The organism is Streptomyces sp. NPDC101234 (assembly GCF_044767525.1).
Lineage (GTDB): Bacteria > Actinomycetota > Actinomycetes > Streptomycetales > Streptomycetaceae > Streptomyces > Streptomyces sasae.
Genome location: NZ_JBIWOA010000026.1, coordinates 119,766 through 146,275, shown reverse-complemented (window position 1 = coordinate 146,275; position 26,510 = coordinate 119,766). Strand labels below are relative to the sequence as shown.

At 70.2% G+C, this 26,510-nt stretch carries 23 protein-coding genes; 10 read left to right on the top strand and 13 right to left on the bottom strand.

Annotated features, from left to right (window positions below):
• Entirely contained in the window at window positions 1-720 is a 720-nt protein-coding gene (locus ACIRR9_RS38000; protein ID WP_403761729.1) for an SDR family oxidoreductase, read from the bottom strand.
• A gap of 141 nt (window positions 721-861) precedes the next feature.
• Here ACIRR9_RS38000 and ACIRR9_RS37995 point away from each other — a divergent pair, with 141 nt between their 5' ends.
• Window positions 862-1,686, top strand: a complete 825-nt coding sequence (locus tag ACIRR9_RS37995; RefSeq protein WP_403761726.1) for a LysR family transcriptional regulator — start codon at window positions 862-864, stop codon at window positions 1,684-1,686.
• 71 nt (window positions 1,687-1,757) lie between these two features.
• Here ACIRR9_RS37995 and fdhD read toward each other — a convergent pair whose 3' ends face one another.
• Genes fdhD through ACIRR9_RS37970 form a run of 5 tightly spaced genes read right to left on the bottom strand, consistent with a single transcriptional unit; the run spans window position 1,758 to window position 8,208 of the window.
• Entirely contained in the window at window positions 1,758-2,606 is an 849-nt protein-coding gene (gene fdhD / locus ACIRR9_RS37990; protein ID WP_123972438.1) for a formate dehydrogenase accessory sulfurtransferase FdhD, read from the bottom strand.
• Window positions 2,607-2,613: 7 nt separating this feature from the next.
• On the bottom strand, window positions 2,614-3,474 hold the full coding sequence (locus tag ACIRR9_RS37985; RefSeq protein ID WP_403761723.1) for a 2Fe-2S iron-sulfur cluster-binding protein: 861 nt from the start codon (window positions 3,472-3,474) through the stop codon (window positions 2,614-2,616).
• Window positions 3,471-5,315 (bottom strand): NADH-ubiquinone oxidoreductase-F iron-sulfur binding region domain-containing protein, encoded by a 1,845-nt coding sequence (locus ACIRR9_RS37980; RefSeq protein WP_403761815.1) that lies wholly within the window; start codon window positions 5,313-5,315, stop codon window positions 3,471-3,473. Before ACIRR9_RS37980 ends, ACIRR9_RS37985 begins: the two co-directional genes overlap by 4 nt.
• A 5-nt stretch (window positions 5,316-5,320) precedes the next feature.
• On the bottom strand, window positions 5,321-7,240 hold the full coding sequence (locus ACIRR9_RS37975) for a molybdopterin oxidoreductase family protein (protein ID WP_403761720.1): 1,920 nt from the start codon (window positions 7,238-7,240) through the stop codon (window positions 5,321-5,323).
• Window positions 7,237-8,208, bottom strand: a complete 972-nt coding sequence (locus tag ACIRR9_RS37970; protein WP_403761717.1) for a 2-dehydropantoate 2-reductase — start codon at window positions 8,206-8,208, stop codon at window positions 7,237-7,239. The genes ACIRR9_RS37975 and ACIRR9_RS37970 overlap by 4 nt, the downstream gene beginning before the upstream one ends.
• A gap of 227 nt (window positions 8,209-8,435) precedes the next feature.
• Between ACIRR9_RS37970 and ACIRR9_RS37965 the strand changes: the two genes are divergently transcribed.
• The 4 genes from ACIRR9_RS37965 (at window position 8,436) to ACIRR9_RS37950 (ending at window position 11,800) form a co-directional block, all read left to right on the top strand.
• Complete coding sequence (locus ACIRR9_RS37965) at window positions 8,436-9,764, top strand: OFA family MFS transporter (RefSeq protein ID WP_403761714.1); 1,329 nt, start codon at window positions 8,436-8,438, stop codon at window positions 9,762-9,764.
• A complete protein-coding gene (locus ACIRR9_RS37960; RefSeq protein ID WP_365340466.1) occupies window positions 9,739-9,873 on the top strand; it encodes a hypothetical protein in 135 nt (44 codons plus the stop codon). Before ACIRR9_RS37965 ends, ACIRR9_RS37960 begins: the two co-directional genes overlap by 26 nt.
• A gap of 149 nt (window positions 9,874-10,022) precedes the next feature.
• Entirely contained in the window at window positions 10,023-10,970 is a 948-nt protein-coding gene (locus ACIRR9_RS37955; RefSeq protein WP_403761713.1) for a beta-ketoacyl-ACP synthase III, read from the top strand.
• A 152-nt stretch (window positions 10,971-11,122) separates the two neighbouring features.
• Window positions 11,123-11,800 (top strand): GntR family transcriptional regulator, encoded by a 678-nt coding sequence (locus tag ACIRR9_RS37950; RefSeq protein WP_403761710.1) that lies wholly within the window; start codon window positions 11,123-11,125, stop codon window positions 11,798-11,800.
• Between the two features lie 120 nt (window positions 11,801-11,920).
• On the opposite strand, the gene ACIRR9_RS37945 is transcribed toward ACIRR9_RS37950, so the two are convergent.
• Window positions 11,921-12,589 carry a TetR family transcriptional regulator C-terminal domain-containing protein gene (locus ACIRR9_RS37945; protein ID WP_403761707.1) on the bottom strand — a complete coding sequence of 223 codons (669 nt, stop codon included), beginning with the start codon at window positions 12,587-12,589 and terminating at the stop codon, window positions 11,921-11,923.
• Window positions 12,590-12,681: 92 nt separating this feature from the next.
• Between ACIRR9_RS37945 and ACIRR9_RS37940 the strand changes: the two genes are divergently transcribed.
• Complete coding sequence (locus ACIRR9_RS37940) at window positions 12,682-13,131, top strand: ester cyclase (RefSeq protein WP_403761705.1); 450 nt, start codon at window positions 12,682-12,684, stop codon at window positions 13,129-13,131.
• A complete protein-coding gene (locus ACIRR9_RS37935; protein ID WP_403761702.1) occupies window positions 13,128-13,622 on the top strand; it encodes a DUF3237 domain-containing protein in 495 nt (164 codons plus the stop codon). The genes ACIRR9_RS37940 and ACIRR9_RS37935 overlap by 4 nt, the downstream gene beginning before the upstream one ends.
• A gap of 148 nt (window positions 13,623-13,770) precedes the next feature.
• Here ACIRR9_RS37935 and ACIRR9_RS37930 read toward each other — a convergent pair whose 3' ends face one another.
• The 5 genes from ACIRR9_RS37930 to ACIRR9_RS37910 form a co-directional block, all read right to left on the bottom strand.
• A complete protein-coding gene (locus tag ACIRR9_RS37930; RefSeq protein ID WP_403761699.1) occupies window positions 13,771-15,171 on the bottom strand; it encodes an OFA family MFS transporter in 1,401 nt (466 codons plus the stop codon).
• A 1-nt stretch (window position 15,172) separates the two neighbouring features.
• The gene (locus ACIRR9_RS37925) at window positions 15,173-16,561 is read right to left on the bottom strand and encodes an OFA family MFS transporter (RefSeq protein WP_403761697.1); all 1,389 of its coding nucleotides are present in this window, start codon (window positions 16,559-16,561) and stop codon (window positions 15,173-15,175) included.
• 126 nt (window positions 16,562-16,687) lie between these two features.
• A complete protein-coding gene (locus ACIRR9_RS37920) occupies window positions 16,688-18,832 on the bottom strand; it encodes an acetate--CoA ligase family protein (protein WP_403761695.1) in 2,145 nt (714 codons plus the stop codon).
• A gap of 4 nt (window positions 18,833-18,836) precedes the next feature.
• Window positions 18,837-20,069 carry a formyl-CoA transferase gene (gene frc / locus ACIRR9_RS37915; protein WP_403761693.1) on the bottom strand — a complete coding sequence of 411 codons (1,233 nt, stop codon included), beginning with the start codon at window positions 20,067-20,069 and terminating at the stop codon, window positions 18,837-18,839.
• A 12-nt stretch (window positions 20,070-20,081) separates the two neighbouring features.
• Window positions 20,082-21,764 carry a thiamine pyrophosphate-binding protein gene (locus ACIRR9_RS37910; RefSeq protein WP_403761690.1) on the bottom strand — a complete coding sequence of 561 codons (1,683 nt, stop codon included), beginning with the start codon at window positions 21,762-21,764 and terminating at the stop codon, window positions 20,082-20,084.
• Between the two features lie 169 nt (window positions 21,765-21,933).
• Here ACIRR9_RS37910 and sucC point away from each other — a divergent pair, with 169 nt between their 5' ends.
• The 3 genes from sucC to ACIRR9_RS37895 are packed head-to-tail and all read left to right on the top strand — an operon-like array spanning window position 21,934 to window position 25,538.
• Window positions 21,934-23,064, top strand: coding sequence for an ADP-forming succinate--CoA ligase subunit beta (sucC, locus tag ACIRR9_RS37905; RefSeq protein WP_403761687.1), 1,131 nt, complete (start codon window positions 21,934-21,936; stop codon window positions 23,062-23,064).
• A gap of 11 nt (window positions 23,065-23,075) precedes the next feature.
• Entirely contained in the window at window positions 23,076-23,972 is an 897-nt protein-coding gene (sucD, locus tag ACIRR9_RS37900; RefSeq protein ID WP_403761684.1) for a succinate--CoA ligase subunit alpha, read from the top strand.
• A gap of 3 nt (window positions 23,973-23,975) precedes the next feature.
• Window positions 23,976-25,538, top strand: coding sequence for an aldehyde dehydrogenase family protein (locus ACIRR9_RS37895; RefSeq protein ID WP_403761681.1), 1,563 nt, complete (start codon window positions 23,976-23,978; stop codon window positions 25,536-25,538).
• Here the strand turns inward: ACIRR9_RS37895 and ACIRR9_RS37890 are convergent.
• Window positions 25,528-26,466: an LLM class flavin-dependent oxidoreductase gene (locus tag ACIRR9_RS37890; protein WP_403761678.1), complete on the bottom strand. Its 939-nt coding sequence runs from the start codon at window positions 26,464-26,466 to the stop codon at window positions 25,528-25,530. The genes ACIRR9_RS37895 and ACIRR9_RS37890 overlap by 11 nt on opposite strands.
• Window positions 26,467-26,510: the final 44 nt, after the last annotated feature.

Below are 26,510 nucleotides of genomic sequence, written 5' to 3'. Positions count from 1 at the left end.
TCAGACCAGCGACCCGCCCCCGTCCACGACCACCACCGACCCGGTGCTGTACCCCCCGCGCATCAGATACAGATACGCCTCGGCCACATCCGCCGGCTCGCCGACCCGCCCCACCGGCAGCGACTCGGCGGACGACCGGAACAACCCGTCCCGGTCCTCCTCCGGCAGCTCCCGCCACAGCTCGGTCCGCACCACCCCCGGCGACACCACGTTCACCCGCAGCGGCGCCAGCTCCACTGCCAGCGCCCGGGTCAGCGACTCCATCGCCCCGCACAACGCCGACGCGACACTCGAACCGGGCAGCGGCCGCTGCCCCGCAGTCCCGGTGGTGAGCACCACCGACCCGCCCGGACGGATCGACCCCGCGCCCCACTTCACCGCCGTGTACGCGCCCCACAACCGGGTGTCCAGGAAACGCCGGGCCCGCTCGACGTCCGTCTCGGCCACACTCTCCAGCAGCAGCGAGTCACCCGCCGTGTACACCAGGTGGTCGTACTCGCCGACCGCCGCGAAGAAGCCGCGCACCGCGTCCCCGTCCGACGCGTCCAGCACCAGCCCCTCGGCGCCCTCGGGAAGCACCTTCAGCGCCGCGTCCACGTTCTCCTGCCGGCGCGAGGCGACGACCACCCGCGCGCCCTCCCGTGCGGCGCCCTCGGCGACCGCCAGCCCGATGCCCGACGTGCCCCCGATGACGACGACACGCTGTCCCTGCAGACCCATGACCGATCCCTTTCCCAGCCGGTTTTCCGTCCCGTTCGGACGCTTCCAGCCTGCGGTCCGGCGATGTCCGCCGTCCAAGACCTCTTTGAGCGGTGGCGATACCCTGGAGGCATTGCCACCGTGCGGGAAGGGGCCGCGGCCATGGACCTGGATCTGCGCAAGGTCCGCTACTTCGTGGCGGTCGCCGAACTCCTCCACTTCGGCCGGGCGGCCGAGCGGCTGCACATCGCGCAACCGGTGCTGAGCCGTCAGATCCGCGCACTGGAGAAGGACTTGGGCGCCGACCTGTTCGTACGCGACAGCCATGGCGTGACCTTGACCGACGCCGGACACCAACTCCTCGACGACGCACGCCCGTTGCTGGCCGGCGCCGACGCCACCCGGCGCCGCGTCCTACAGGCCGCACGGGGCCGGCGGCGACTGGTCGTCGGCTTCCGCGCCGGCGTCGTCGTCACCGGCGCACTGCGCGCCTTCACCGCGGCACACCCGGACATCGAGGCCAATGCCCGCCGGGTCGAGTGGGACGACCAGGAGCAACTGATCCTGGACGGCACCGTCGACATCGCCTACGTACGCCGGCCCGTCCGGCCGGACGGACTCGAACTGCGCCCCCTGTACAGCGAGCCCCGCGTGGCCATGCTCCCGGACCGGCACCGGCTCGCCGGGAAGCAGGAGATCTCCCTCGCCGACCTCGACGGCGAACAGTGGCTGCGCTACAACGATCCCCGGCCCGGCGACCTGCCGCTGCGCACCATCGAGGAGAAGTTCGAGTGCGTGGCCGCCGGCACCGCCATCACGATGGTGCCCCGCTCGGCCGCCGAGCAGTACTCCCGTCCGGACATCGTCTACGTCCCGGTCGTCGACGCCGAACCCGACCAGGTGCTGCTGGCCTGGGCGACCGGCCGGCACTCCCCGCTGGTCGCCGCGTTCGCCGAGGCCGCGGCGGGGGTCGCGATGCCCGACTGAGGCGGGGCCCCTGCGGCGCAGGGGGCGCTCCCCGCCGGTCGGGGCCCCGCCGCCGTGACGCGGGGAACCGGTCAGCCCTGGGCGGCCGCGGCCCGCAGGGCGATACGGTCCTCGCCCGCGTACACGTTCATGTTGCTGCCCCGCAGGAAACCGACCAGGGTCAGCCCGGTCTCCGCCGCCAGGTCCACCGCCAGCGACGACGGCGCCGAGACCGCCGCAAGCACCGGGATGCCCGCCATCACGGCCTTCTGCGCCAGCTCGAAGGAGGCCCGCCCGGAGACCAGGAGGATGGTGCGGGACAACGGCAGCTGACCGTTCTGCAGCGCCCGGCCCACCAGCTTGTCCACCGCGTTGTGCCGGCCCACGTCCTCACGGATGTCCAGCAGCTCGCCGTCCTCCGAGAACAGCGCCGCCGCGTGCAGCCCCCCGGTCCGGTCGAACACCCGCTGCGACGCGCGGAGCCGGTCGGGGAGGCTCGCGAGCAGCTCGGGTGTGACCCGGACCGGGGGAGTGTCGGCTATCGGCCAGCGAGCCGTCGTACGCACCGCGTCCAGACTCGCCTTGCCGCACAGCCCGCACGACGAGGACGTGTAGACGTTCCGCTCCAGGGTGAAGTCGGGCAGCTGGACGCCCGGCGTGGTGCGCACGTCGACGACGTTGTAGGTGTTGGAGCCGTCGACCGTGGCGCCCGCGCAGTAGACGATGTTCTGCAGGTCGTCGGCGGCCGCCAGCACCCCCTCGCTCACCAGGAACCCGGCCGCCAGCGCGAAGTCGTCGCCGGGTGTGCGCATGGTGATCGCGAGGGGTTTCCCGTTGAGTCTGATCTCCAGCGGTTCCTCGGCGACGAGCGTGTCCGGCCGGGCGGAGACCGCTCCGTCGCGGATGCGGATGACCTTGCGTCGTTCCGTGACTCGTCCCATGTCCTGATCAGCCCCGGTTCTGTACGTGCTGGTAGCCGAAACGGCCCTTGATGCAGAGATTGCCGTGGGTCACCGGGTTGTCGTGCGGCGAGGTGACCTTGACTATCTCATTGTCCTGCACGTGGAGCGTGAGGTTGCAGCCCACACCGCAGTACGCGCACACGGTCGTCGTCTCCGTCTGCCGGGACTCGTCCCAGGAACCGGCCGCCCGCATGTCGAACTCCGACCTGAACGACAGTGCCCCGGTGGGACAGACCTCAACGCAGTTGCCGCAGTAGACACACGCCGAGTCGGTCAGCGGGGCGTCGTGCTCGACGGCGATCCGGGCGTCGAAACCGCGCCCGGAGACGGAGATCGCGAAACTGTTCTGCCACTGGTCGCCACAGGCGTCCACGCACTTGTAGCAGAGGATGCACTTGCCGTAGTCGCGGACATACAGTTCGTTGTCGACCCTGGGTTCCTCGTTCAGGCGGGCCGCGTCGGGGCCGAAGCGGCCCGGCTTCGCCTCGTACTCCTTGATCCATTCGGCGGCGCGCGGGGTCGTCGACAGGTCCACCGAGGAGGCCAGCAGCTCCAGCACGAGCTTCCGGCTGTGCCGGACGCGTTCGGTGCCGGTTCGCACCACCATCCCCGGCTCGGCCTTCCGGGAGCAGGCGGGCACCAGCGTCCGGGACCCCTCCACCTCGACGACACACACCCGGCAGGCGTTCTTCGGGCGCAGGGTGTCGCCCTCGCACAGCGTCGGGACGTCCTTCCCCGCCGTCCGGCACGCGTCCAGGATCGTGGAGCCCTCCGGGACCCGCACCTCCCGGCCGTCGATCGTGAACTCCAGCAGCCGGCGCGGGATCCCCAGCGGTGTCACGGTCATTCGTACGCCCCCAGACGGTCGATGGCGGATTCCACGGCGTTCCAGGCGGTCTGCCCGAGACCGCAGATCGAGGCGTCCCGCATCGCCCGGCCGACCTCGCGCAGCAGCGCGATGTCCCCGGCCGCGTCGGCGCCCGTGCGGGTCACGATCCGGTGCAGCGCCTCCTCCTGCCGGACCGTCCCGACCCGGCACGGCACGCACTGCCCACAGGACTCCTCCCGGAAGAACCGGGCTATCCGGAGCAGGAGCCCAGGGAGCGGCACGGTGTCGTCGAAGGCCATCACCACGCCCGAGCCGAGCGTGGTGCCCGCCTCCCGGGTGCCCTCGAAGGTGAGCGGGATGCCGAGTTCGTCCGGCCGTACGAAGCCGCCCGCGGCGCCGCCGAGCAGCACCGCCCGCAACCCGTCCCGCACCCCGGCCAGCCGGAGGAGCTCGCCGAGCGTCGCACCGAAGGGGAGTTCGTAGACGCCCGGCCGGGCCACGCACCCGGACACACAGAACAGCTTCGGACCGGTCGACCGTCCCGTCCCGATCGCCGCGTACGCCGGCGCGCCCATGGTCAGGATCGGCAGGACGTTGACCAGTGTCTCCACGTTGTTCTCTACCGTCGGCTTCCCGAACAGCCCCTTCTCCACGGGGAACGGCGGCTTGGATCGCGGCTCGCCCCGGTACCCCTCGATCGAGTTGAACAGGGCCGTCTCCTCACCGCAGATGTACGCCCCCGCACCCCGCCGGATCTCGATGTCGAAGGCGAACCCCTGGCCGAGGACGTCGTCGCCGAGGAAGCCACGGGCGCGCGCCTGGTCGACCGCATGCCGTATGCGATGTATCGCTCGCGGATACTCACCGCGGACGTAGACGAGACCCCGGTGCGCGCCGATCGCATACGCCGCGATCGTCATCGCCTCGACCAGCGCGTACGGATCGCCCTCCATGATCACGCGGTCCTTGAAGGTGCCCGGCTCGGATTCGTCGGCGTTGCAGACCAGGTAGTGCGGACGGTCCGGCTGGGACGCCGTGGCCTGCCATTTGCGGCCGGTGGGGAAGGCGGCGCCGCCGCGCCCGACCAGACCGGAGTCGGTGACCTCGCGGATGACCCCGGCCGGCCCGAGTTCGAAGGCGCGGCGCAGGGCTGTGTAGCCGCCGTTCGCCCGGTAGTCGTCGAGGGACGACGGATCGACCACGCCGACCCGCTTCAACAGGATCAGACCCTCCTGACCCTCCTGACCCTCCTGACCCTCCTGACCCGCCTGGGGCACGGCCGTCGCCGCCGGCGGTTCCTGCGGCGCCGAGTCAGGCGCGGTGGCCGCGAGGACGGCCGCTTCGACCGTCGCCGGGGCCGACACCGCCGTACGCACCGGATCGCCCGCCCGGACGGCAAGGGCCGCCGGGGCGCGCTCGCACAGGCCCAGGCACGGGCTGCGCTCGACGTGCACCCCGGGGCCGAGACCCGCCTCCGCTTCGTCGCACAGCACGGCCGCCCCGGCCGCCGTGCACGCCAGGTCCGTGCAGATGTGCAGGACGGTGGCCGGGCGGGGTCTGACGGAGAACATGGCGTAGAAGGTGGCGACGCCGTAGGCCTCGGCCGGGGGGACCGTCAGACGGCGGCACAGGTAGTCGAGGGCGCCCTCGCTGATCCAGCCGATCCGGTCGTTGAGGGCGTGCAGCCCCGGCAGCAGCAGGTCGCGGCGGTCCCGGGCCTCGCGGCCGCCGCGCGCCCAGCGCAGGTCCGCGTCGGTGCGGTCGGCGCCCTCCCAGGAGGACTCCGGAGGGCCCAACAGGGCGTCGACGGCGGCCCGTTCGTCGTCCGTCGGTTTGCTGTCGCCGAAGTGCAGGTCCACTTGTGTCACCTCACGATGGTCGCGACCGGGAGCTTCTCGATACGGATGGCCGAGGCCTTGAACTCCGCCGTCCCCGCGATCGGGCAGTTGGCCTCGATCGTCAGCTGGTTGGTGTCGACCTCGTCGGGAAAGTGCATGGTCATGAAGGCGAGCCCGGGGCGCAGGGCCGTGTCGACCCAGACCGGCGCCACGACCGCGCCCCGCCGCGAGGACACCCGGACCTCCTCGCCGACGGCCACCCCGTACCGCTCGGCGTCCTCCGGGCACAGCTCGACGTACTCGCCGCGCCGCAGCGGGGAGGCGTAACCCCCGCTCTGCACACCGGTGTTGTAGGAGTCGAGCCGTCGCCCGGTGGTGAGCCGGATCGGGTACTCCTCGTCGGTGAGATCGACCGGCGGATCGTGCCGGACCAGCCCGAAGGGAGCCGGCAGCCCGCGCCTCGCCGGGTCCTTCTCCCACAACCGGCCGTGCAGGTACGTCGGTTCGAGACGCTCGGTGCTCGGGCAGGGCCACTGGATGCCCTGGTGCTCGGTGAGCCGGTCGTACGTCATCCCGTAGTGGTCGGGGGAGACCGAGCGGAGTTCGTTCCAGACGGCCTCCGCGTCCCTGTACTTCCAGTCGTGGCCGAGCCGGGCCGCCAGGTCGCAGAGGATGTCGATGTCCTCGCGGGCCTCGCCGGGCGGGGCGACCGCACGGCGTACCCGCTGAACCCGGCGTTCGCTGTTGGTCGTCGTGCCCTCGGTCTCCGCCCAGCCGGCGGTCGCGGGCAGCACCACGTCCGCCAACTCGGCCGTCTTCGTGAGGAAGATGTCCTGGACGACGAGGAAGTCGAGGGCGCGGAGCCGTCGTACGGCCTGTTCGCTGTCCGCCTCCGACTGGGCCGGGTTCTCGCCGATGCAGTAGACCGCCTTCAGCGCGCCCTCCTCCATCGCCTCGAACATCTCGGTGAGGTTCAGCCCGTAGTGCGGCTGGATCACCGTGTCCCAGGCGGACTCGAACTTCAGCCGGATGCCCGGGTCGAGGATGTCCTGGAAGCCGGGCAGCCGGTTGGGGATCGCCCCCATGTCCCCGCCGCCCTGCACGTTGTTCTGACCGCGCAGCGGCTGCAGCCCGGCGCCCCACCGGCCCACCTGGCCGGTGAGCAGCGAGAGGTTGATCAGGGCGCGGACGTTGTCGGTGCCGTTGTGGTGCTCGGTGATCCCGAGGGTCCAGCACAGCTGGGCGCGCTCGGCGCGGGCGTAGGCATGCGCCAACTCCCGTATGGCGGCAGCCGGTACGCCGGTCACCTTCTCCGCGAGCGACAGCGTCCACGGCTCGACCAGTGCCCGGTACTCCTCGAAGCCGGTCGTCGCCCGCTCGACGAACGCCTCGTTGGCCAGCCCCGCGTGGATGATCTCCCGGCCGATCGCGTGCGCCATCGGGATGTCCGTGCCGACGTTCAGCCCGAGCCAGCTCTCCGCCCACTCCGCGGTCGAGGTGCGGCGCGGGTCCACCGCGTACATCCGGGCGCCGTTCCGGATCCCCTTCAGCACGTGTTGGAAGAAGATCGGGTGCGCGAAGCGGGCGTTGGAGCCCCACATCACGATGACGTCGGTGTGCTCGATCTCCTCGTAGGAGGAGGTGCCGCCGCCGGAGCCGAAGGCGGCGCTCAGGCCGGCCACGCTCGGGGCGTGACAGGTCCGGTTGCAGGAGTCGACGTTGTTGGTGCCCATCACCACCCGGGCGAACTTCTGGGCCACGTAGTTCATCTCGTTGGTGGCGCGGGCGCAGGAGAACATCCCGAACGCGTCGCGGTTGCGCTCCAGGCCCTGGGCCGCCCGGTCCAGCGCCTCCTGCCAACTCGCCTGCCGGAGCGGCTCGTCACGGGAGTCCCGTACCAGCGGGTGGGTGAGCCGGGTGTACGTCTTCGGTTGCCGTTTCCTCATGCGGCGCTCCTCAGCGCGAGCAGGTCCGAGATGGCGTGCACGGTGCGCAGGGTGGGCACCTCCACGCCGGTGATCTCCGCCAGCTCGACGACGGCCGCGAGCAGCACGTCGAGTTCCAGCGGCTTGCCACGCTCCAGGTCCTGGAGCGTGGAGGTGCGGTGGTCGCCGACCTTCTCGGCGCCCGCGAGCCGGCGTTCTATGGAGACACCGACCTCGCAGCCGAGCGCCTCGGCCACGTCGAGCGTCTCGCGCATCATGATCTCGATGACCCGGCGGGTGCCGCCGTGCAGGCACATCTGCCGCATGGTGGCGCGGGCCAGCGCGCTGATCGGATTGAAGGAGATGTTGCCGAGCAGCTTGAGCCAGATGTCGTTGCGCAGGCCCGGCTCCACCGGGCACTTCAGCCCGCCGGCCTGCATGGCCTCGCTGAACCGCAGACAGCGTGTGGACACACTGCGGTCGGGCTCGCCGACCGAGAACCGGGTGCCCTCCAAGTGCCGTACCACGCCCGGGGCTTCGAGCTCGGTGGCTGCGTAGACCACACAGCCGACGGCGCGTTCGGGGGCGAGCACGGCGCTGACGGCACCGCCCGGGTCGACGCTCTCGACGCGGTGGCCGTCGTAGGGGCCGCCGTGGCGGTGGAAGTACCACCAGGGGATGCCGTTCTGGGCCGCGACCACCGCCGTGCGCTCGTCGAGCAGCGGCTCGATCAGCGGCCCGCACGCCGCGTACGAGTTGGCTTTCAGACCCAGAAAGACATAGTCGACCGGGCCGACCTCGGCCGGATCGTCGGTGGCGTGCGTGTGCGCGGTGAAGTCGCCGCGCGGGCTCAGCACCCGTACTCCGTACTGCCTCATGGCCGCCAGATGGGGTCCACGGGCGATGAGATGCACATCGGCGCCCGCGCGGTGGAGCGCGGCACCGACGTAGGCGCCGATCGCACCGGCGCCGAGGACTGCGACTTTCACGGAACGCTCCGTTCGGTTTGAGGGATACCGCGGAGGTGGCCTGGGGGAAGGCCGGATCGTGTCAGGCATCGGCCGAATCATGTCGACGAAATATTGTCTACAGTATGGAGTTGAGGGCGACAAGGGTTCGGACAGCGACCGTTCGGCGCATTCTGGATACCGCTCACCGCATACGATCGAGTCGTCGGGTTCTCAACCACCTGACGGGGCCCTACCGTTCGGGATTCATGAGCAGCCCCCCTGTAGCACCGCCGGGCTGGAGCCGCTGGCTCGTCCCGCCCGCCGCCCTCTCCGTCCATCTCTCCATCGGCCAGGCCTACGCCTGGAGCGTGTTCAAGCCGCCGCTCGAATCCGCGCTGAACCTGAACGGCACCGAGAGCGCGCTGCCCTTCCAGCTCGCGATCGTGATGCTCGGCCTGTCGGCCGCGTTCGGCGGCACCCTGGTCGAGCGCAACGGACCGCGCTGGGCCATGACGGTGGCCCTGATCTGCTTCTCCTCCGGCTTCCTGATCTCCGCCCTCGGCGCCGAGACCAAGCAGTTCTGGCTGATCGTCCTCGGCTACGGCTTCGTCGGCGGCATCGGCCTGGGCATCGGCTACATCTCGCCCGTCTCCACACTGATCAAGTGGTTCCCGGACCGCCCCGGCATGGCCACCGGCATCGCCATCATGGGCTTCGGCGGCGGCGCACTGATCGCCTCGCCCTGGTCCGCGCAGATGCTCTCGTCCTTCGGCAGTGACAACGATGGCATCGCGCTCGCCTTCCTGGTGCACGGGCTGTCGTACGCCGTCTTCATGACCCTCGGCGTGCTGCTGATCCGCGTCCCTCGCACCGAGAAGCCGGTCGCGGACGCGCCGAGCGCCTACGAGGGCGTCCAGGTCTCCGCGAACTGCGCGATCCGCACCCCGCAGTTCTGGTGCCTGTGGGTCGTGCTCTGCATGAACGTGACCGCGGGCATCGGCATCCTGGAGAAGGCCGCCCCGATGATCACGGACTTCTTCGCCGGCAGCTCCACCCCGGTGACGGTGTCCGCGGCGGCCGGGTTCGTCGCCCTGCTGTCCGCCGCCAACATGGCCGGCCGTATCGGCTGGTCGTCCACGTCCGACCTGATCGGCCGCAAGAACATCTACCGTGTCTACCTCGGCGTGGGCGCCCTGATGTACCTGCTGATCACCCTCTTCGGCGACTCCTCGAAACCCCTGTTCATCCTCTGCGCGCTGGTGATCCTCTCCTTCTACGGCGGCGGCTTCGCCACCGTCCCCGCCTACCTCAAGGACCTCTTCGGCACCTACCAGGTCGGCGCCATCCACGGCCGGCTGCTCACCGCCTGGTCCCTCGCCGGTGTACTCGGACCGCTGATCGTCAACTGGATCGCCGACCACCAGAAGTCCGCCGGCAAGCACGGCTCGGACCTGTACACCCTGTCCTTCGGCATCATGATCGGCCTGCTTGTCATCGGCTTCATCGCCAACGAATTCGTCCGGCCGGTCGACGCCCGCCACCACATCCCCGCCCCGAGGGAGGCAGTCGATGTCGAACGACAGCAGCCGGCCTGAGCCCGACCGCCGCTGGCTGATCGCGCTCGCCTGGGTCTGGGTGGGCGCGCCCTTCGCCTACGGTGTGTACGAACTCGTACAGAAGGCGACACAGCTGTTCAACGGCTGAACCGGAAGCATGTTCGGGCGTCCGATGGTCTGCCAGAAGCCGACAACTCGGGCGCCCGTTTCCTGTGGCCTTACATGCCGTCGTACCCGTGAGTCACTGAACAGACTGGTGGGCCCGCACACCGAGGCAACGAGGGGGATCCACCACCCATGAACGGCTCGCGCATCGCCGCCGTCGGCCACTACCAGCCCGCCAAGGTACTCACCAACGAGGACCTGGCGCGCATGGTCGACACCAGTGACGAGTGGATCCGCAGCCGGGTGGGCATCAACACCCGGCACATCGCGGGCCCCGACGAACCCGTCGACGAGCTGGCCGCGCACGCCGCCGCCAAGGCCCTCGCCGCGGCCGGCCTCACCCCCGCGGACATCGACCTGGTCCTGGTCGCCACCTCCACCGCGATCGACCGCTCCCCGAACACCGCCGCCCGCGTCGCCGCCCGCCTCGGCATCCCGCAGCCCGCGGCGATGGACATCAACGTCGTGTGCGCCGGCTTCACCCACGCGCTCGCCACCGCCGACCACACCGTCCGGGCGGGTGCCGCCACCCGGGCCCTGGTCATCGGCGCCGACAAGATGTCCGAGGTCACGGACTGGACCGACCGTACGACGTGCGTCCTGGTCGGCGACGGGGCGGGCGCGGCCGTGGTCGAGGCGTGCGGACCGGGCGAGGAGCCCGGGATCGGACCGGTCCTGTGGGGTTCCGTCCCCGAGATGGGCAACGCCGTACGCATCGAGGGCACCCCGCCCCGGTTCGCGCAGGAGGGGCAGAGCGTCTACCGCTGGGCCACCACCCAGCTGCCGCCCATCGCCCGGCGCGCCTGCGAGAAGGCGGGCGTGGACCCCGTCGATCTCGCGGCGGTCGTCCTGCACCAGGCGAACCTGCGGATCATCGAGCCGCTCGCGGCGAAGATCGGCGCGGTCAACGCGGTCGTCGCCCGCGATGTCACCGAATCGGGCAACACCTCGGCCGCGAGCATCCCCCTCGCGCTCTCCAAGCTCGTCGAACAGGGCCGCGTCTCCGGCGGCGACCCGGTCCTGCTGTTCGGCTTCGGCGGCAACCTGTCGTACGCCGGGCAGGTCGTGCGCTGCCCCTGAGGCGGCGGCGAGGAGCGTGTGTCCCACTGTGAGGCGTCCGACTCCCGCTTCCTCCGGCCTTTGCGCACCGTAGACTGTAGACGAAAGACAATCGATACTGGATTGACTCTCTGCATTGACTCTCTGCGCGTCCGCCGAGGAGGGGGAAGCCGATGTTGTCTGCCGGACTGCCGCAGGGCGCGGTGCCGAAGCTGGAACGCCCCGGCCCGCTCCGCGACCGCGTGTACGAGGCCCTGCTGGAGCTCATCACCACCCGCGCCCTCCAGCCGGGCCAGCACCTCGTCGAGAGCGAACTCGCCGGCCACCTCGGCGTCTCCCGGCAGCCGGTCCGCGAGGCGCTCCAGCGGCTGAACACCGAGGGCTGGGTCGATCTGCGCCCCGCCCAGGGCGCGTTCGTCCACGAGCCGACGGAGCAGGAGGCCGACCAACTCCTCACCGTCCGCACCCTGTTGGAGGCGGAGGCGGCGCGCCTGGCGGCGGCCAACGCGGACAAGGCGGGAGTGGCCGCGCTGGAATCCCTGTGCGTCGAGGGCGAGAAGGCGGTCACCGCGGACGATGTGGACACGGCCGTCGCCCTGAACGCGGCCTTCCACGCCAAGATCATGACCCTGGCCGGCAACACGGTCCTCGCCGAACTCGCCGCCCAGGTCGACCGCCGGGTCCGCTGGTACTACACCCCGGTGGCCCGCCAGCGGGGCCGCCAGTCCTGGATCGAACACCGTGAACTGATAGCGGCGATCACGGCCCGCGACGAACAGCTGGCGACCACCCTGATGCGCGAACACACGGAACACACACGGCGGTCGTACCACGAGCGGACGCAGGACTGACCGGGACGACCATCCGCTTGTGCGGGTCCGGAACGCGCTGGTCGCCGAGGCGCGGCATTGGCCGGAGACCGGAGAACTCAGGCGTTGACCGCCACGTCACCTGTCGGCGATGTACACCAGTCAGTGCGGTGATGGCGCGAGGAACCCGTCGACGACACGGCGCACCTTCGAGACCACGTCGGGATCGCCCAGACGCAAGGCCGTGTTGGCGGCCATGAGTACCGCGTCGATCTGGAAGGCCGTGAGATCCGGGTCGAGTTCGGAGATCTCTCCCGTGTCCACACCATGGCGAAGCTCCCCGGCAAGCAGAGCAAGCCAGTTGCGACGGTGGAGCAGCAGGGCGTCGCGGACCATGCCGGGTCTGCTGTCGAACTCCGGGAGGCTGGCCGCCCAGAAACAGCCGCCGGCGAACAGCGGTGCCTCGGCGTAAGCGATCCACCGTTCCGCCAGCGCACGGAGCCGCGCGGCGCCCGGTTCCGCGGCCTGTGCGGGGCGGACCACCGCCTCGGCGAACTCCGCGCGCGCCGACTCCGCGACCGCGAGCTGCAAGTTCTCCTTGGTCCTGAACAGCGTCTGGACGCCGCTCTTGCTCAGCTCCAGGTCGGCGGCGAGCCGGCCGATGCTCAGTCCGTCCAGCCCCTCCAACGACGCGACATCGACACCGTGCCGCGCGATCCTGCGCCGGGCGCGCACCCCCCGGACGAGCCGCTGATCCGACATGGACTCGCCTGCTGCTCCGCCCGCCACCGGGACCGATTGCGGGCCCCAGTGCTCCGACTGATCGCTCATGGCCCCATCCTGACATACGGGCTTGCCCAAAGCGTACGACCGGTCGTACGTTCATCTCTCCGAGAAGGAGGCAACTCATGGACGGACAAAGCATGTTAGAACTGGCCCACTCCCTCGCCGAGGTGAAGAGCCGGCAGGACGTCCCCGCCGCACTGCGGCTCCTCCACCCCGACGTCCTGCTGGAGACACCCGCCTTCGGTACGACGGCAAGGGGTCTGGCCGAGAACGAGAAGGTGCTGCGCCGGTTCTTCGCCTCGTTTCCCGACTATGACGTCGACCTGCAAGGCCACGCGAGCAACGGCGACACGCTCGTGTGCTGGGGCACCGCACGAATGACCATGACGGGCAACCGGTTCGGCGTACGTCCCAACGGCAGGCGCGCGGAGATACCCGTGTTCATCCAGTTCACCTTCGCGGACGACCTCATCGCGGGCGAACGGTTCCTCTTCGACCTGGCGACGCTCTGCGCCCGGTCCGGCGTCTCGACGGACGCGGTCCGACGCCGATTGTTCCCCGCACTCGAAGGAGGCGACGCCGCATGACAACGGACCCGCGGGTCAAGGACGTCGGCGACATCCGGACAGCGCACCTCTTCGACATGGTCGTCGACCTGCACCCCCGCCTGCCCATCGGCCCCGGCCCGTTCGGCCGACGCGTCCTCTTCGGAGCGGCAGGCGGCACGTTCCACGGGCCCAGGCTGCACGGCGAGGTCCTCCCCGGCGGAGGAGACTGGGCGCTGTTCGGTCCCGACGGAACGATGAGCCTGGACGTACGCCTGACCCTGCGCACCCACGACGGCGCCCTCCTGCACATGACCTACGGGGGACGCTGGGTCACCCCGCCCAAGCTGCGCGCCGCCATGGCCGACCCCGCCGAGCGGCACCGGATCGACCCCGACCAGTACTACTTCCGCACCAACCCCCTCTTCGAGACAGGAGCCGAGCCGTACGCCTGGCTCAACGGCACGGTGTGCGTCGGATCGGGGTACCTGGTCGAAGGCGGAATCGCCTACAAGGTCTCTGAGATCCTTTGACGGAACGTCATGCGCTGCCAGTGACTGGGGTGTCGGGGTCGCTTGTTCTTCGGCCTGTGAAGGGACCGAACGCATCGAGTCAGCGAACGGTCGAGTCCCGGACAGCTGCCCGGGACTCAACCGCGGTGCAACGCGGAGACCGGGACCGTCAGGTCGCCGTCTGTGGCTGTGCGGCCCGCACCTTCGCGCCCGTGCCCTCGTGGCCCGGCTGCCGCAGCAGCAGGGCCACCCCCGCTGCCAGCATCGAGATGCCGCCCGCCAGGGCGTACGCGCCGTTGTAGCCCCAGGCGCCGACCACCATGGAGCCGAGGCCGCCGCCGAAGAGGCCGCTGATGAGCTTGCCGCTGTAGACCAGGCCGTAGTTGGTGGCGTTGTAGTTCTCGCCGAAGTAGTCCGGGGTCAGGGCGGCGAAGAGAGGGTAGAACGCGCCGCCGCCGAAGCCGGAGAGGAAGGCGAAGAACAGGAACAGCCATTCGCTCTTGACGTCACCGGCCCAGATCACGCCGAACTGGGCGAGGCCGAGGACCAGTATCACGAAGACCAGGGTCGGCTTGCGGCCGAAGCGGTCGGAGAGCCAGCCGACCACACCTCGGCCCACGCCGTTGATGACCGCCATCACGCCCATGGAGGAGGCCGCGACCAGTGGACCGAAGCCCACGTCCTTCGCGAAGTCCACCTGGAACGAGATGCCGAAGATCGAGACGCCTGCCGTCATGACGATCGAGATCCACATCAGCGGGAGCATGCCGGTGCGGATCGCTTCCTTCGGAGTGAACTGGCGTACCGCGGGAGGGTTCTTGGCGAGGGCCGTCCCGGTCCTGGAGCCGCCGGCGTGCGTGAGCGGGTCGATGTCGGCCGGCCACCAGTTCTTCGGCGGGTCCTTGAAGAAGAACGCCGAGACCAGGACGACGACCATCACGTAGGCGCCGATGAGGTCCAGGACCCGGTGGTAGTTCGCCGTGTCGAAGGCGTAGTTGAAGATGAAGATGAAGGGGAGTGAGCCGTAGGCGAAGCCGCCGTTCACGAAACCCGTGCGGGCGCCACGGCGTTCGGGGAACCACTTGCCGACCATGTTGATGCAGGTCGCGTAGACGAGGCCCGAGCCGAGGCCGCCGATCACACCGAAACCTATGATCGCCAGCCAGATCTCGCTGATGTGGGAGAGGGCCAGGAAGCCGATCAGGCACATCACGGAGCCGGTGTACATCGCCCGGCGGGCCGTGAGGATGCCCTTCTCCCGCAGCCAGCCCGCCGGGAACGCGATGCCGGCCTGGAAGAACACCCAGATGCTCAGGATCCAGAAGGTGTTGGACTGCGTCCAGCCGTGCGCATGGGACAGGGTGTCCTCCGCGGAGCCGTACGCGTACTCGAAGACGCTGATGGCCATCATGGCGACCCACGGGAGATACACCATGAGGTTGCGGGAGTGGCCGAGGATGTCCCGGTCGGTCTCGCCGATCCGGTACACCCGGCCGCGGGCGTCCGTCACCTCGCGGTACGGACGCCGTTCGGCGCCGGTGCTGTTCGTGGCTACAGGGTCTGCCGACATGTCACGCCATCTCCTCGCCGAGCGGTTGCGGGTTGGGGACGATGCGCCGGGCGCTGGGCCTGCCCGGTGCCTTGAGGAAGAGCGCCAGCACTGCGGAGGCCAGGCCGACGGAGCCCGCGAGCACGAACGCGCCGTGGTAGTCCCATTCACCGACGACGACCGCGCCCAGACCGGAGCCCACCAGGCCGGATATCAGCTTGGAGCTGTAGACCATCCCGTAGTTGGTGGCGTTGTTGTTCTCACCGAAGTAGTCCGCCGTCATGGCCGCGAAGAGCGGGAAGATCGCCCCGCCGCCGAAGCCGGAGACCATGGAGCAGAACAGGAAGAACGGCATGCTGTGCGTCTGGCCGGACGCCAGGACTCCGAACTGTGCCGTGCCGAGCACGATGCAGACGATGATCAGGGTGTTGCGGCGGCCGTAGCGGTCGGAGATCCAGCCGATGACCCCGCGTCCGGTGCCGTTGACGAGCGCCTTCAGGGACATGGCCGTGGCCACGATCCCGCCCGCGAAGCCCATGTCCTTGCCGAACGGCACCTGGAAGGCGATGCCGAAGATATTGATCCCGGCCGTGCAGAGCAGACAGAACCACATCATCCACAGGACGGGGGTACGGGCGGCCTCCTTGGGTGTGTACTGCTTGATCGCCGGCGGGTTCTTCTCCAACGCCCGCCGGATGCGCGGATCCTGAGTGGCCCTCAGCGGATCGACGTGCGGCGGCCACCAGTTCTTCGGCGGGTCCCTGAAGAACCAGCCGGCCGACGCCACCACCAGACACAGGCCGACTCCGACCGCGGACAGGACGGCCTTGTAGTTGCTCAGGTCGAGCACCGAGGTGAAGAGGAACACGAAAGGTACGGACCCATAGGCGAAACCGCCGTTCACGAAGCCCGTCTTGCCGCCCTTGCGTTCCGGGTACCACTTGCCGACCATGTTCACGCAGGTCGCGTAGACGAGACCGGCGCCGATGCCGCTGCACATGCCGAAGCCGAGATAGGCGACGACCACGTTCGGCGCGAACGCCAGCGCCAGATAGCCCAGCAGCGTGCCGGCCGCGCCGATCAGCATGGCCGTACGGGCGGGGAGCCGTCCGCTCTCCCGCAACTGCCCGGCCGGGAAGGCCACGGCCGCCTGGAAGAACACCCAGACGCCCATCAGCCAGAAGATGTGCCCACTGCTCCACAGATGCGCCTCGTGGAGCGTCTCCTCCGCCGACGTGAACGCGTACTCGGCGGAGCTGATGCCCATCATGCCCACCCAGGGCAGGACGACCATCCATTTCCTTGTCCGGCCCATGAGATCGACATCTGTCTCGCCGATCCGGTACCTGCGGCCGTTGCGGTCCGTCACCTCCCTGAAAGGGACGGACGCCGATAGATCGATGGATGACATGTTCGCTCAGCACCCCTTGCGTCGAAAGCTCTGGCCAGCGCCCCCTGTCCAATGCCTTTCGCGCGCGCACGGGTCCCGGGGCCGGCCGAGGACGCGCTCCGCCGGCCGGCCCCTTCCTCGGCTACGTCATGACGCGCCCCCCAGCAGTCCGGCCGCCCGCGCCCAGCGGTACTTGGCGCCGAGCACGGCCACCGGCCGTTCGGTCGTGTACGGGTACGCCACGACCCCCCGCTCGTACAGGTACTGGCAGGCCTCCTCGACCTCGACGTCCCCCGCGAGGGAGGCGACGACCGGCTTCTCGATCCCCCGCTCCCGGAACTCCGCGACCACCCGGGCCGTCAGTTCGGCGAAGACCATCGGCGGGGTGACGATGGTGTGCCAGTAGCCGAGGACCAGTGCGTGGATCCGGGGGTCCTCAAGCCCCAGCCGGATCGTCGCCTCGTACGTCGACGGGGGCTCGCCACCGGTGATGTCCACCGGGTTGCCGGCGGCGCCGAAGGGCGGGATGAAGCGCCGGAACGCCTCGTCGAGGTCCGGCGGGATCTCCATCAGGGTCAGCCCGTTGTCGGTCACCGCGTCGGACAGCAGCACGCCGCTGCCGCCGGCTCCCGTGATGATGACGATGTTGTCGCCCTGCGGGGTGGGCAGCACCGGCAGGCCGCGCGCGTACTCCAGCATGTCGTTCAGGCCCGGCGCCCGGATGACGCCCGCCTGCCGCAGGATGTCGTCGTACACCGCGTCGTCGCCCGCGAGCGCGCCCGTGTGCGAACCGGCCGCCCTGGCACCGGCGGCCGTACGCCCCGCCTTGAGGACCACAACCGGCTTCCTCGGTACGGTGTTCCGCGCCGCCTCCACGAACGCGCGGCCGTCCTTGAGGTCCTCCAGGTGCATCGCGATGCACTCGGTGTGCGGGTCCTCGCCGAACCAGGTGAGCAGGTCGTCCTCGTCCAGGTCCGACTTGTTGCCGAGGCCCACGATCGCCGACACACCCGTCTTGGTGGTGCGCGCGAAGCCCAGGATCGCCATGCCGATCCCGCCCGACTGGGACGTCAGCGCCACCCCGCCCTTCACGTCGTACGGCGTGCAGAACGTGGCGCACAGGTCCTGCCAGGTGGAGTAGTAGCCGTAGATGTTCGGGCCGAGGAGACGGATGCCGTAGCGCTCGCCGATCGCGACGATCTCAGCCTGGAGTTCGTGCTCGCCGGTCTCCGCGAAACCGGAGGGGATCAGGACGGCGTTGGGGATCTTCTTCCGTCCCACCTCCTCCAGCGCCGCTGCCACGAACCTGGCGGGAATGGCGAAGACGGCCACATCCACCTCACCGGGAACGTCCGTGACACTCTTGTACGCCTTGCGGCCCAGAATGTCATCGGCCTTGGGGTTCACCGGATGGATCTCCCCGGCGAAACCGCCGTCGACGAGGTTGCGCATCACCGAGTTGCCGATCTTTCCCGGCTCGTTGGAGGCGCCGATCACGGCGACCGAGCGGGGCTGCATCAACCGGCGCATGGTCGCCAGGATTTCGTCTCGTCCGTACCGCCGACGGGCCGCCGGCACCTGGTCGGCGAGGATGATCCGGATGTCCGCGGCGACCGCGCCCTCCGATGTGGCGATCACCGGGTTGAGGTCGACCTCGGCGATCTCCGGGAAGTCCGCGACCAGTTGGGAGACCCGGCGGATCTGCTCGGCGACCGCCCAGCGGTCCACCCCGGCCTGCCCGCGCACCCCGCGCAGCACCTCGGCCGCCTTGATGGAGTCCAGCATCGACAGCGCCTCGTCGGCGGAGACGGGCGCGAGCCGGAAGGTCACGTCCTTCAGCACCTCGACCAGCACCCCGCCGAGCCCGAAGGCGACGACCTTCCCGAAGGTCGGGTCGGTGACCGCGCCGACGATCACCTCCGTGCCCTTCGGCAGCAACTCCTGTACCTGGACGCCTTCGATGCGGGCCTCGGCGTTGTAGCCGCGCGCGTTCTCGATGATCCGGTGGAAGGCCGCGCGCACGTCCGCCGCGCCCTCGACGCCGACGACCACCCCGCCCGCGTCGGTCTTGTGCAGGATGTCCGGCGAGACGATCTTCATCACGACCGGACCGCCGAAGCGTGCCGCGTACGCCACCGCCTCGTCCACGTCCGTCGCCAACTCCTCGCCCGGTACGGCGATCCCGTACGCGTCGGCGATCACCTTGCCCTCGGGCGCGGTGAGTGCGGTACGGCCCTCGGCCCGCACGGAGTCGAGGAGCGCACGGACCCGCAGCTCCCGGTCCTCTGCCATCACGTCAGATCACTCCGTTCGACTTGAGCAGGCGCAACTCCTCGTCGCCGAGACCCAGTTCGCCGATGTAGACCGCTTCGTTGTGCTCGCCGAGGAGGGGTGAACTGGTCACCTCCACGGGGGAGTCGGAGAGCCTGAGGGGGTTGCCGACGGTGACGAACTCGCCGCGCTCGGGGTGCGGGACGGTGACCACCATCTCGTTGGCGACCAGCGACTCGTCCTCGATGATCTCCTTGGTGGAGAGGATCGGCCCGCACGGGATGTTGTGGGCGTTGAGCCGCTCCAGCACCTCCCACTTCGGGAGCGTCGAGGACCACTCCTCGATCAGCTGGAACATCTTGTTGAGCTTGGGGAGGCGGGCCTCCGGGGTCGCCCACTCGGGGTCCTCCGCCAGCTCCGGCCGGCCGATGAGACGGGTGATCGGCTGCCAGCCGACGGGCTGCACGATGACGTACACATAGTCGTTGGGACCGCCCGGCGCGCACTTGACGGCCCAGCCGGGCTGGCCGCCGCCGGAGGCGTTGCCGGAGCGGGGCACCTCGACGCCGAAGTCGTCGTTGGGGTACTCGGCGAGCCGGCCGTGAGCGAGCCGCTGCTGGTCGCGCAGCTTCACCCGGCAGAGGTTGAGCACGGCGTGCTGCATGGCGACGTTGACCCGCTGGCCGCGGCCGGTGCGCTCCCGCTGGAAGAGTGCCGCCAGTATCCCGGCCACTGTATGCACGCCGGTGCCCGAGTCACCGATCTGCGCGCCCGTGGCGAGCGGCGGGCCGTCCTCGAACCCCGTCGTCGACATCGACCCGCCCATCGCCTGGGCGACGACCTCGTACGCCTTGAAGTCGGTGTACGGGCCGTCCCCGAACCCCTTGATGGAGGCGTAGACGATCCGCGGGTTGATCTCCTTGACGCGGTCCCAGGTGAACCCCATCCGGTCGACCGCGCCCGGCCCGAAGTTCTCCACCATCACGTCCGAGCGGCGGATCAGCTCGGTCAGGATCTCCTTGCCGCGCTCGGTCTTGGTGTTGAGGGTGATGCTCCGCTTGTTGCAGTTGAGCATCGTGAAGTAGAGGGAGTCGACGTCCGGGAGATCGCGCAGCTGCCTGCGCGTGATGTCACCGGTCGGCGCCTCCAGCTTGACCACGTCCGCACCGAGCCAGGCGAGCAGCTGGGTGGCGGAGGGGCCGGACTGGACGTGCGTCATGTCGAGGACGCGAATGCCCTCAAGTGCCTTGGTGGTCATGGGCGTTCCACCTCACTTGTACATGGTCTGGTTCATGGTTCCGGGGGCGTACGCGTCCGGGTCGACCCAGACGTTGATCAGCGAGGGCTTGCCCGACTCGCGGGCCCGGCGCAGGGCGGGACCGATGTCGGCGGGGTCGCGGACCTCCTCGCCGTAACCGCCCAGCAGTTGGGCGAACTTGTCGTAGTGGACGTCCCCGAGGGTGTTGCCGACCCGCTCGCGCTCCTTGCCGTACTTGGCGGCCTGGCCGTAACGGATCTGGTTCATCGAGGAGTTGTTGCCGACGATCCCCACGAAGGGGAGGTCGTAGCGGACCAGGGTCTCGAAGTCCCAGCCGGTGAGCGAGAAGGCGCCGTCGCCGAAGAGGGCGACCACCTCCTTGTCGGGGCGGGCCTGCTTGGCGGCGAGCACGAAGGGGACGCCGACGCCGAGGGTGCCGAGCGGACCCGGATCCATCCAGTGGCCAGGGGACTTGGGCTGGACCACCTGCCCCGAGAAGGTGACGATGTCACCGCCGTCGCCGATGTAGATCGAGTCCTCGGTGAGGAAGTCGTTGATCTCGCTGACCAGGCGGTACGGGTGGATGGGGCTGGCGTCCGACCGCAGATGCGGCAACCGCTTCTCGATCGCTGTCTGTTCGGCGGCGCGCAGCTCGTCGAGCCACTCCTTGCGCCGGGACGCACCCCCGTTGACGCGTCCGGAGGCGGCCTCGGTCACCGACTTCAGCACCAGGCCCGCGTCCCCGACGATCCCGAGGTCGATGTCCCGGTTCTTGCCGACCGTGCGGTAGTCGAGGTCGATCTGGACGACGGTCGCGGTGGGGGAGAGGCGCTTGCCGTAGCCCATGCGGAAGTCGAAGGGCGTGCCGACGATCACGATGACATCGGCGTTGGAGAAGGCGTACCGGCGGGAGAGTTGGAAGTGGTGCGGGTCGCCGGGGGGCAGGGTCCCGCGTCCGGCGCCGTTCATGTAGGCGGGGATGTTGAGGGTGCGCACGAGATCGATGGCGGCGGCGGTGCCGCGGGTCGTCCAGACCTGGCTGCCCAGCAGGATGGCGGGTTTCTCGGCGTGGACGAGGAGGTCGGCGAGCTTCTCGACCGCCTCGGGGTCGCCGGCGGAGCGGGTGGAGGCGCGGTAGGCGCCCGCCTTCGGGATGCGCGCCTTCTCCGCCGGGACCCTGGCGTCCAGGACGTCGCGCGGGATCTCCAGGAAGGAGGGGCCGGGCGCGCCGTGGTAGCACTCGCGGAACGCCATGGAGACCATGTCGGCGGCGCGCGCGGTGTCCGGGACGGTCGCCGCGAACTTGGTGATCGGCGTCATCATGTCGACGTGCGGCAGGTCCTGCAGCGACCCCATCTTGTGCTGGGAGTGCGCCCCCTGGCCGCCGATCAGCAGCATCGGGGACTCCGCGCGGAAGGCGTTGGCGACCCCGGTGACGGCGTCGGTCGTACCGGGGCCGGCGGTGACGACCGCGCACCCGGGCTTGCCGGTGAGGCGCGCGTAGCCGTCGGCGGCGTGGGCGGCCACCTGCTCATGGCGGACGTCGACGACTTCTATGCCCTCGTCGACGCAGCCGTCGTAGATGTCGATGATGTGGCCGCCGCACAGCGTGTAGATGCGGTCGACCCCCTCGGCCTTCAGTGCCTTCGCAACGAGATGACCACCGGAAATCACGTCCTGGGTGTCGTCGGGCATGGCGAAGTCCTTGTCCCTTCGTAGGGGGGTGGAATGCCGTCTGGGATGGCGTCCGGGATGCCGTCTTCGTACATTGCATACAGTCGACGAATACTGTATGAACCTTGTTATCCCGCATCCGGTGGGTGGTGTCCAGGGGGCGTGCTGCACTTTCAAGACAGGAGCCGAAATGGACCTGTACGAACACCAGGCAAGGGAACTCTTCGAGGAACACGGCATCTTGGTGCCGAGGGCCGAGGTCACCGACTCGCCCAAGGAGGCCCGGGAGATCGCCCGCAGGCTCGGCGGGCGAGTGGTGGTGAAGGCCCAGGTGAAAACGGGCGGCCGGGGCAAGGCGGGCGGGGTGAAGCTCGCCGCGGACCCGGCCGCAGCCGAGTTGACCGCGCGTCAGATCCTCGGCATGGACATCAAGGGGCACCCGGTCGGCAAGGTGATGCTGGCCCAACCCGTCGACATCGAGAGCGAGTTCTACGTCTCCTACGTCCTCGACCGGGCGGCCGGCGGCTTCCTGGCGATCGCGTCGGCCGAGGGCGGCATGGAGATCGAGGAGGTGGCCGCGACCCGGCCCGAGGCGGTGGCCCGGGTCCCCGTCGACCCCGCTGTGGGCGTCACATCGGCGAAGGCGGGCGCAATCGCCGAGGCGGCCGGGCTGCCGCCGCAGACCGTCGACGTCCTCGTACGGCTGTGGGACGTGCTCGTCCGCGAGGACGCCCTGCTCGTCGAGGTGAACCCGCTCGTACGCACCCGGCAGGGCCGGATCCTGGCCCTCGACGGCAAGGTCACCCTCGATGACAACGCCCGTTTCCGGCAGGCCCGTTGGGGCGCCGAGGAGGGTGAGCACCGCGAGCCGCTGGAGGCGACGGCCGCCGCGAAGGGGCTCAACTACGTCAAGCTGGACGGTGAGGTCGGCATCATCGGCAACGGCGCGGGCCTGGTGATGTCCACCCTCGACGTGGTGGCCGGCTGTGGCGCGCGACCCGCCGACTTCCTGGACATCGGCGGCGGGGCGTCCGCCCAGATCATGGCCGACGGGCTCTCGGTGATCCTCTCCGACCCGGCCGTGAAGTCAGTGCTCGTCAACGTCTTCGGCGGGATCACGGCGTGCGACGCGGTCGCCGACGGGATCGTGCGGACACTGGAGACGGTCCGGCTGACCAAACCGCTGGTGGTCCGCCTCGACGGCAACAACGCGGCGCGCGGCCGGGCGATCCTCGACGCACGCGCGCACCCCCTGGTCGAACAGGCCACCACCATGGACGGCGCCGCCCGCCGCGCAGCCGAACTCGCCCACAGCGCCTGAGGAGCCGGGACATGGCGATCTATCTCACCAAGGAGAGCAAGGTTCTCGTCCAGGGCATGACCGGCGGCGAGGGCATGAAGCACACCCGGCGGATGCTGGCCGCCGGGACGGACGTCGTCGGTGGGGTCAACCCGCGCAAGGCGGGCCGGACCGTGGACTTCGACGACCGTGCCGTCCCGGTCTACGGCACCGTCGCCGAGGGCATCGCCGCGACCGGCGCCGACGTCACCGTCGTCTTCGTGCCGCCCGCGTTCGCCAAGGCGGCGGTGCTGGAGGCCGCCGACGCCGGAATCGGCCTCGCGGTGGTGATCACCGAGGGCATCCCGGTCCACGACTCGGTGGCCTTCACCTCGTACGCCCGTGCCAAGGGCACCCGGGTCATCGGCCCCAACTGCCCCGGACTGATCACACCGGGCCAGTCCGACGCGGGCATCATCCCGGCCGACATCACCAAGCCCGGGCGGCTCGGTCTCGTCTCCAAGTCGGGCACGCTGACCTACCAACTCATGTACGAACTACGGGACATCGGCTTCTCGACCTGCGTCGGGATCGGCGGTGACCCGGTCGTCGGTACGAGCCATATCGACTGCCTGGCAGCCTTCCAGGAGGACCCCGACACCGAACTCGTCGTCCTCATCGGGGAGATCGGCGGTGACGCGGAGGAACGGGCCGCCGCCTACGTCCGGGACCACGTCACCAAGCCGATCGTCGGCTACATCGCCGGGTTCACCGCGCCCGAGGGCCGCACCATGGGGCACGCCGGCGCCATCGTGTCCGGATCGGCCGGGACCGCCCGGGCCAAGCGGGAGGCGCTGGAGGCGGCCGGGGTGCGGGTGGGGAGCACACCGACCGAGACGGCCCGGCTGGTCCTGGAGCTGCTCGATGCCCGTCAGCCGGAAGGGAGCTGAGCCATGGTCCTCGACTCTCCGGTCCCGCTGGTCCCGCTTGTTCGAAAGCCCGGCACCGGCTGGAGCGACGCCTGGGCGCGCTGTCTCGCCGTCGCCCCAGAGGCCTTCCGTGACGACCGTGTCCTCAACCTCTGGGCCGGGGCCTGGCAGTCCGACGGCCGCCCGCTGCCCGCGACCAGCCCCGTCGACGGCAGCCCCGTCGCCGGCGCCCCACGCCTCGACGGGGACACCGCCCGCCGGGCCGTCCGCGCCTGTCTCGACCAGCACCGCGCCTGGCGGCACACCCCTCTGGGGGAGCGCAGAGCCAGGGTGGCCGCCACCCTGGACGCCCTGGCCGAACACCGCGAACTCCTCGCCCTGCTCCTAGTCTGGGAGATCGGCAAACCCTGGCGGCTCGCCCGGGCGGACGTGGACCGGGCCATCGACGGGGTGCGCTGGTACGCCGACGGCATCGAGCCGATGCTCGCCGGGCGGGCGCCGCTGGACGGGCCGGTGTCCAACATCGCCAGCTGGAACTACCCGATGAGCGTGCTCGTTCACGCGGTACTGGTCCAGGCTCTGGCGGGCAACGCGGTGGTGGCGAAGACCCCGACCGACGGCGGGGTCGCCTGTCTCACCCTGGCCTGCGCGCTGGCCGCCCGTGAGGGCCTGCCGGTCACACTCCTCAGCGGCAGCGGGGGCGAACTGTCCGAGGCGCTGGTGCGGGCGCCGGAGATCGGCTGCGTCTCCTTCGTCGGCGGCCGGGACACAGGGGCGGCCGTGGCCACCGCCGTAGCCGACCTGGGTAAACGGCATGTACTCGAACAGGAGGGACTCAACACCTGGGGCATCTGGAACTTCACCGACTGGGAGGCGTTCACGGCCGTAGTCCCGGGGCTCTTCGACTACGGGAAACAGCGCTGCACCGCCTACCCGCGCTTCGTCGTCCAGCGTGAGCTGTTCGACGAGTTCCTCACTGCGTACCTGCCGGCGGTGCGCGGGCTGCGGATCGGCCACCCCCTCGCGGTCTCCGCCCCCGGGGACCCGCTGCCCGAGCTGGACTTCGGGCCGGTGATCAACGCGGCCAAGGCCAAGGAACTCACCGACCAGGTGGCCGAGGCCGTCGACCGCGGCGCCGTCCCGCTGCACCGCGGCCGCCCGGCCGACGCGCGCTTCCTGCCCGGTCAGGACACCTCGTCGTACGTCCACCCGGTCACGCTCCTCGACCCGCCCCGGTCCTCCCCGCTGCACCACGCGGAACCCTTCGGCCCGGTCGACACGATCGTCCTGGTCGACACGGAGGCCGAACTGCTGGCCGCCATGAACGCCTCCAACGGCGCGCTGGTCGCCTCGCTCTCCACCGACGACGAGGCCACCTTCGCGCGCCTGGCCCCGCAGATCCGCGCCTTCAAGGTCGGGCACGGAAAGCCGCGTTCACGCGGGGACCGCGACGAGTTGTTCGGCGGCTTCGGCGCGTCCTGGCGGGGAGCCTTCGTCGGCGGGGAGCTGCTGGTGCGCGCGGTGACGCAGGGGCCGGTGGGGGAGCGGCTGCCGGGGAACTTCCCGGAATATCAGCTCATCCCATGACGGCACGTACGGGCGCGACGACCTCCTCGGCGAGTCTGCGGACCACGCCCTGCGGATAGGGGCGCGGCAGGCTCAGCACGATGTGGTTCATCCCGGCGCGGACGAGGGCGATGACCGTGGCCCGGGTCGCCGCCGGGTCGTCGTACGACACCAGGACCTGGACCGAGCGGACGATCTCCGCCGGATCCCGGCCCAGTTCGGCGCAGTGCGCGTCCAGCACCCCGGCGCGCTCGGCGACGAACTCCACGGTGTTGTGCGGCGGCCCGGGTACGTTCCAGACGTCCGCGTGTTCGGCGACCAGCCGCAGCAGCCGGGTGCCCCAGCCGCCGATCAGCAGCGCGGGCCCGGGGCGCTGCACCGGCTTGGGCTCGTTCCGGGTCCCCTTGAGCCGGTAGTGCGTGCCCTCGAAGTCGAAGACGTCCCGGGTCCACATCAGCCGCAGGATCCGTACCGTCTCGTCCAGCCTGGCGATGCCCTCGGCGGGCGGCACGAGCGTGAGGCCGTACGCCTCGTACTCGGCGACCGCCGGATTCTCCCCGGCGATCCCGCCCGCCCCGGGCGGCTGGTGCGTCCCGCCGACGCCCAGCCCGAGGACCAGCCGGCCGCCCGAGATCACGTCCACGGTGGAGGCCATCTTGCCGAGGAGGGCGGGCGGCCGGATCCGGTTGCTGGTCACCAGCAGTCCCAGCCGCAGCCGCTCGGTCTGCGCGGCCAGGGCGGAGAGCAGCGTCCAGCCCTCGTGGACGGCGCCGTCCCTGGGCCCGGCCACCGGCAGCAGATGGTCCCAGAGCCAGGCGTCCGCTATCTCCGGCACCGCGTCCGCCTCCTGCCAGACGCGGCGGATGTCGTCGTAGGGAACGTGCATGGGCGTCGTCTTGATGCCGAAGCGCAAAGGCGTCCCGGTCGTCCCGGTCGTCACAGTCGTCATGGCGGTCATAGTCGTCAGCGTAGTAAATCATCAGCATTGCTGAC

Coding starts and splice junctions, on each gene's coding strand:
- ACIRR9_RS38000 (WP_403761729.1), bottom strand. CDS start 720: ATGGGTCTGCAGGGACAGCGTGTCGTCGTCATCGGGGGCACGTCGGGC.
- ACIRR9_RS37995 (WP_403761726.1), top strand. CDS start 862: ATGGACCTGGATCTGCGCAAGGTCCGCTACTTCGTGGCGGTCGCCGAA.
- fdhD (WP_123972438.1), bottom strand. CDS start 2,606: ATGGGACGAGTCACGGAACGACGCAAGGTCATCCGCATCCGCGACGGA.
- ACIRR9_RS37985 (WP_403761723.1), bottom strand. CDS start 3,474: ATGACCGTGACACCGCTGGGGATCCCGCGCCGGCTGCTGGAGTTCACG.
- ACIRR9_RS37975 (WP_403761720.1), bottom strand. CDS start 7,240: ATGAGGAAACGGCAACCGAAGACGTACACCCGGCTCACCCACCCGCTG.
- ACIRR9_RS37965 (WP_403761714.1), top strand. CDS start 8,436: ATGAGCAGCCCCCCTGTAGCACCGCCGGGCTGGAGCCGCTGGCTCGTC.
- ACIRR9_RS37960 (WP_365340466.1), top strand. CDS start 9,739: ATGTCGAACGACAGCAGCCGGCCTGAGCCCGACCGCCGCTGGCTGATC.
- ACIRR9_RS37955 (WP_403761713.1), top strand. CDS start 10,023: ATGAACGGCTCGCGCATCGCCGCCGTCGGCCACTACCAGCCCGCCAAG.
- ACIRR9_RS37950 (WP_403761710.1), top strand. CDS start 11,123: ATGTTGTCTGCCGGACTGCCGCAGGGCGCGGTGCCGAAGCTGGAACGC.
- ACIRR9_RS37945 (WP_403761707.1), bottom strand. CDS start 12,589: ATGAGCGATCAGTCGGAGCACTGGGGCCCGCAATCGGTCCCGGTGGCG.
- ACIRR9_RS37940 (WP_403761705.1), top strand. CDS start 12,682: ATGTTAGAACTGGCCCACTCCCTCGCCGAGGTGAAGAGCCGGCAGGAC.
- ACIRR9_RS37935 (WP_403761702.1), top strand. CDS start 13,128: ATGACAACGGACCCGCGGGTCAAGGACGTCGGCGACATCCGGACAGCG.
- ACIRR9_RS37930 (WP_403761699.1), bottom strand. CDS start 15,171: ATGTCGGCAGACCCTGTAGCCACGAACAGCACCGGCGCCGAACGGCGT.
- ACIRR9_RS37925 (WP_403761697.1), bottom strand. CDS start 16,561: ATGTCATCCATCGATCTATCGGCGTCCGTCCCTTTCAGGGAGGTGACG.
- ACIRR9_RS37920 (WP_403761695.1), bottom strand. CDS start 18,832: ATGGCAGAGGACCGGGAGCTGCGGGTCCGTGCGCTCCTCGACTCCGTG.
- frc (WP_403761693.1), bottom strand. CDS start 20,069: ATGACCACCAAGGCACTTGAGGGCATTCGCGTCCTCGACATGACGCAC.
- ACIRR9_RS37910 (WP_403761690.1), bottom strand. CDS start 21,764: ATGCCCGACGACACCCAGGACGTGATTTCCGGTGGTCATCTCGTTGCG.
- sucC (WP_403761687.1), top strand. CDS start 21,934: ATGGACCTGTACGAACACCAGGCAAGGGAACTCTTCGAGGAACACGGC.
- sucD (WP_403761684.1), top strand. CDS start 23,076: ATGGCGATCTATCTCACCAAGGAGAGCAAGGTTCTCGTCCAGGGCATG.
- ACIRR9_RS37895 (WP_403761681.1), top strand. CDS start 23,976: ATGGTCCTCGACTCTCCGGTCCCGCTGGTCCCGCTTGTTCGAAAGCCC.
- ACIRR9_RS37890 (WP_403761678.1), bottom strand. CDS start 26,466: ATGACGACTGTGACGACCGGGACGACCGGGACGCCTTTGCGCTTCGGC.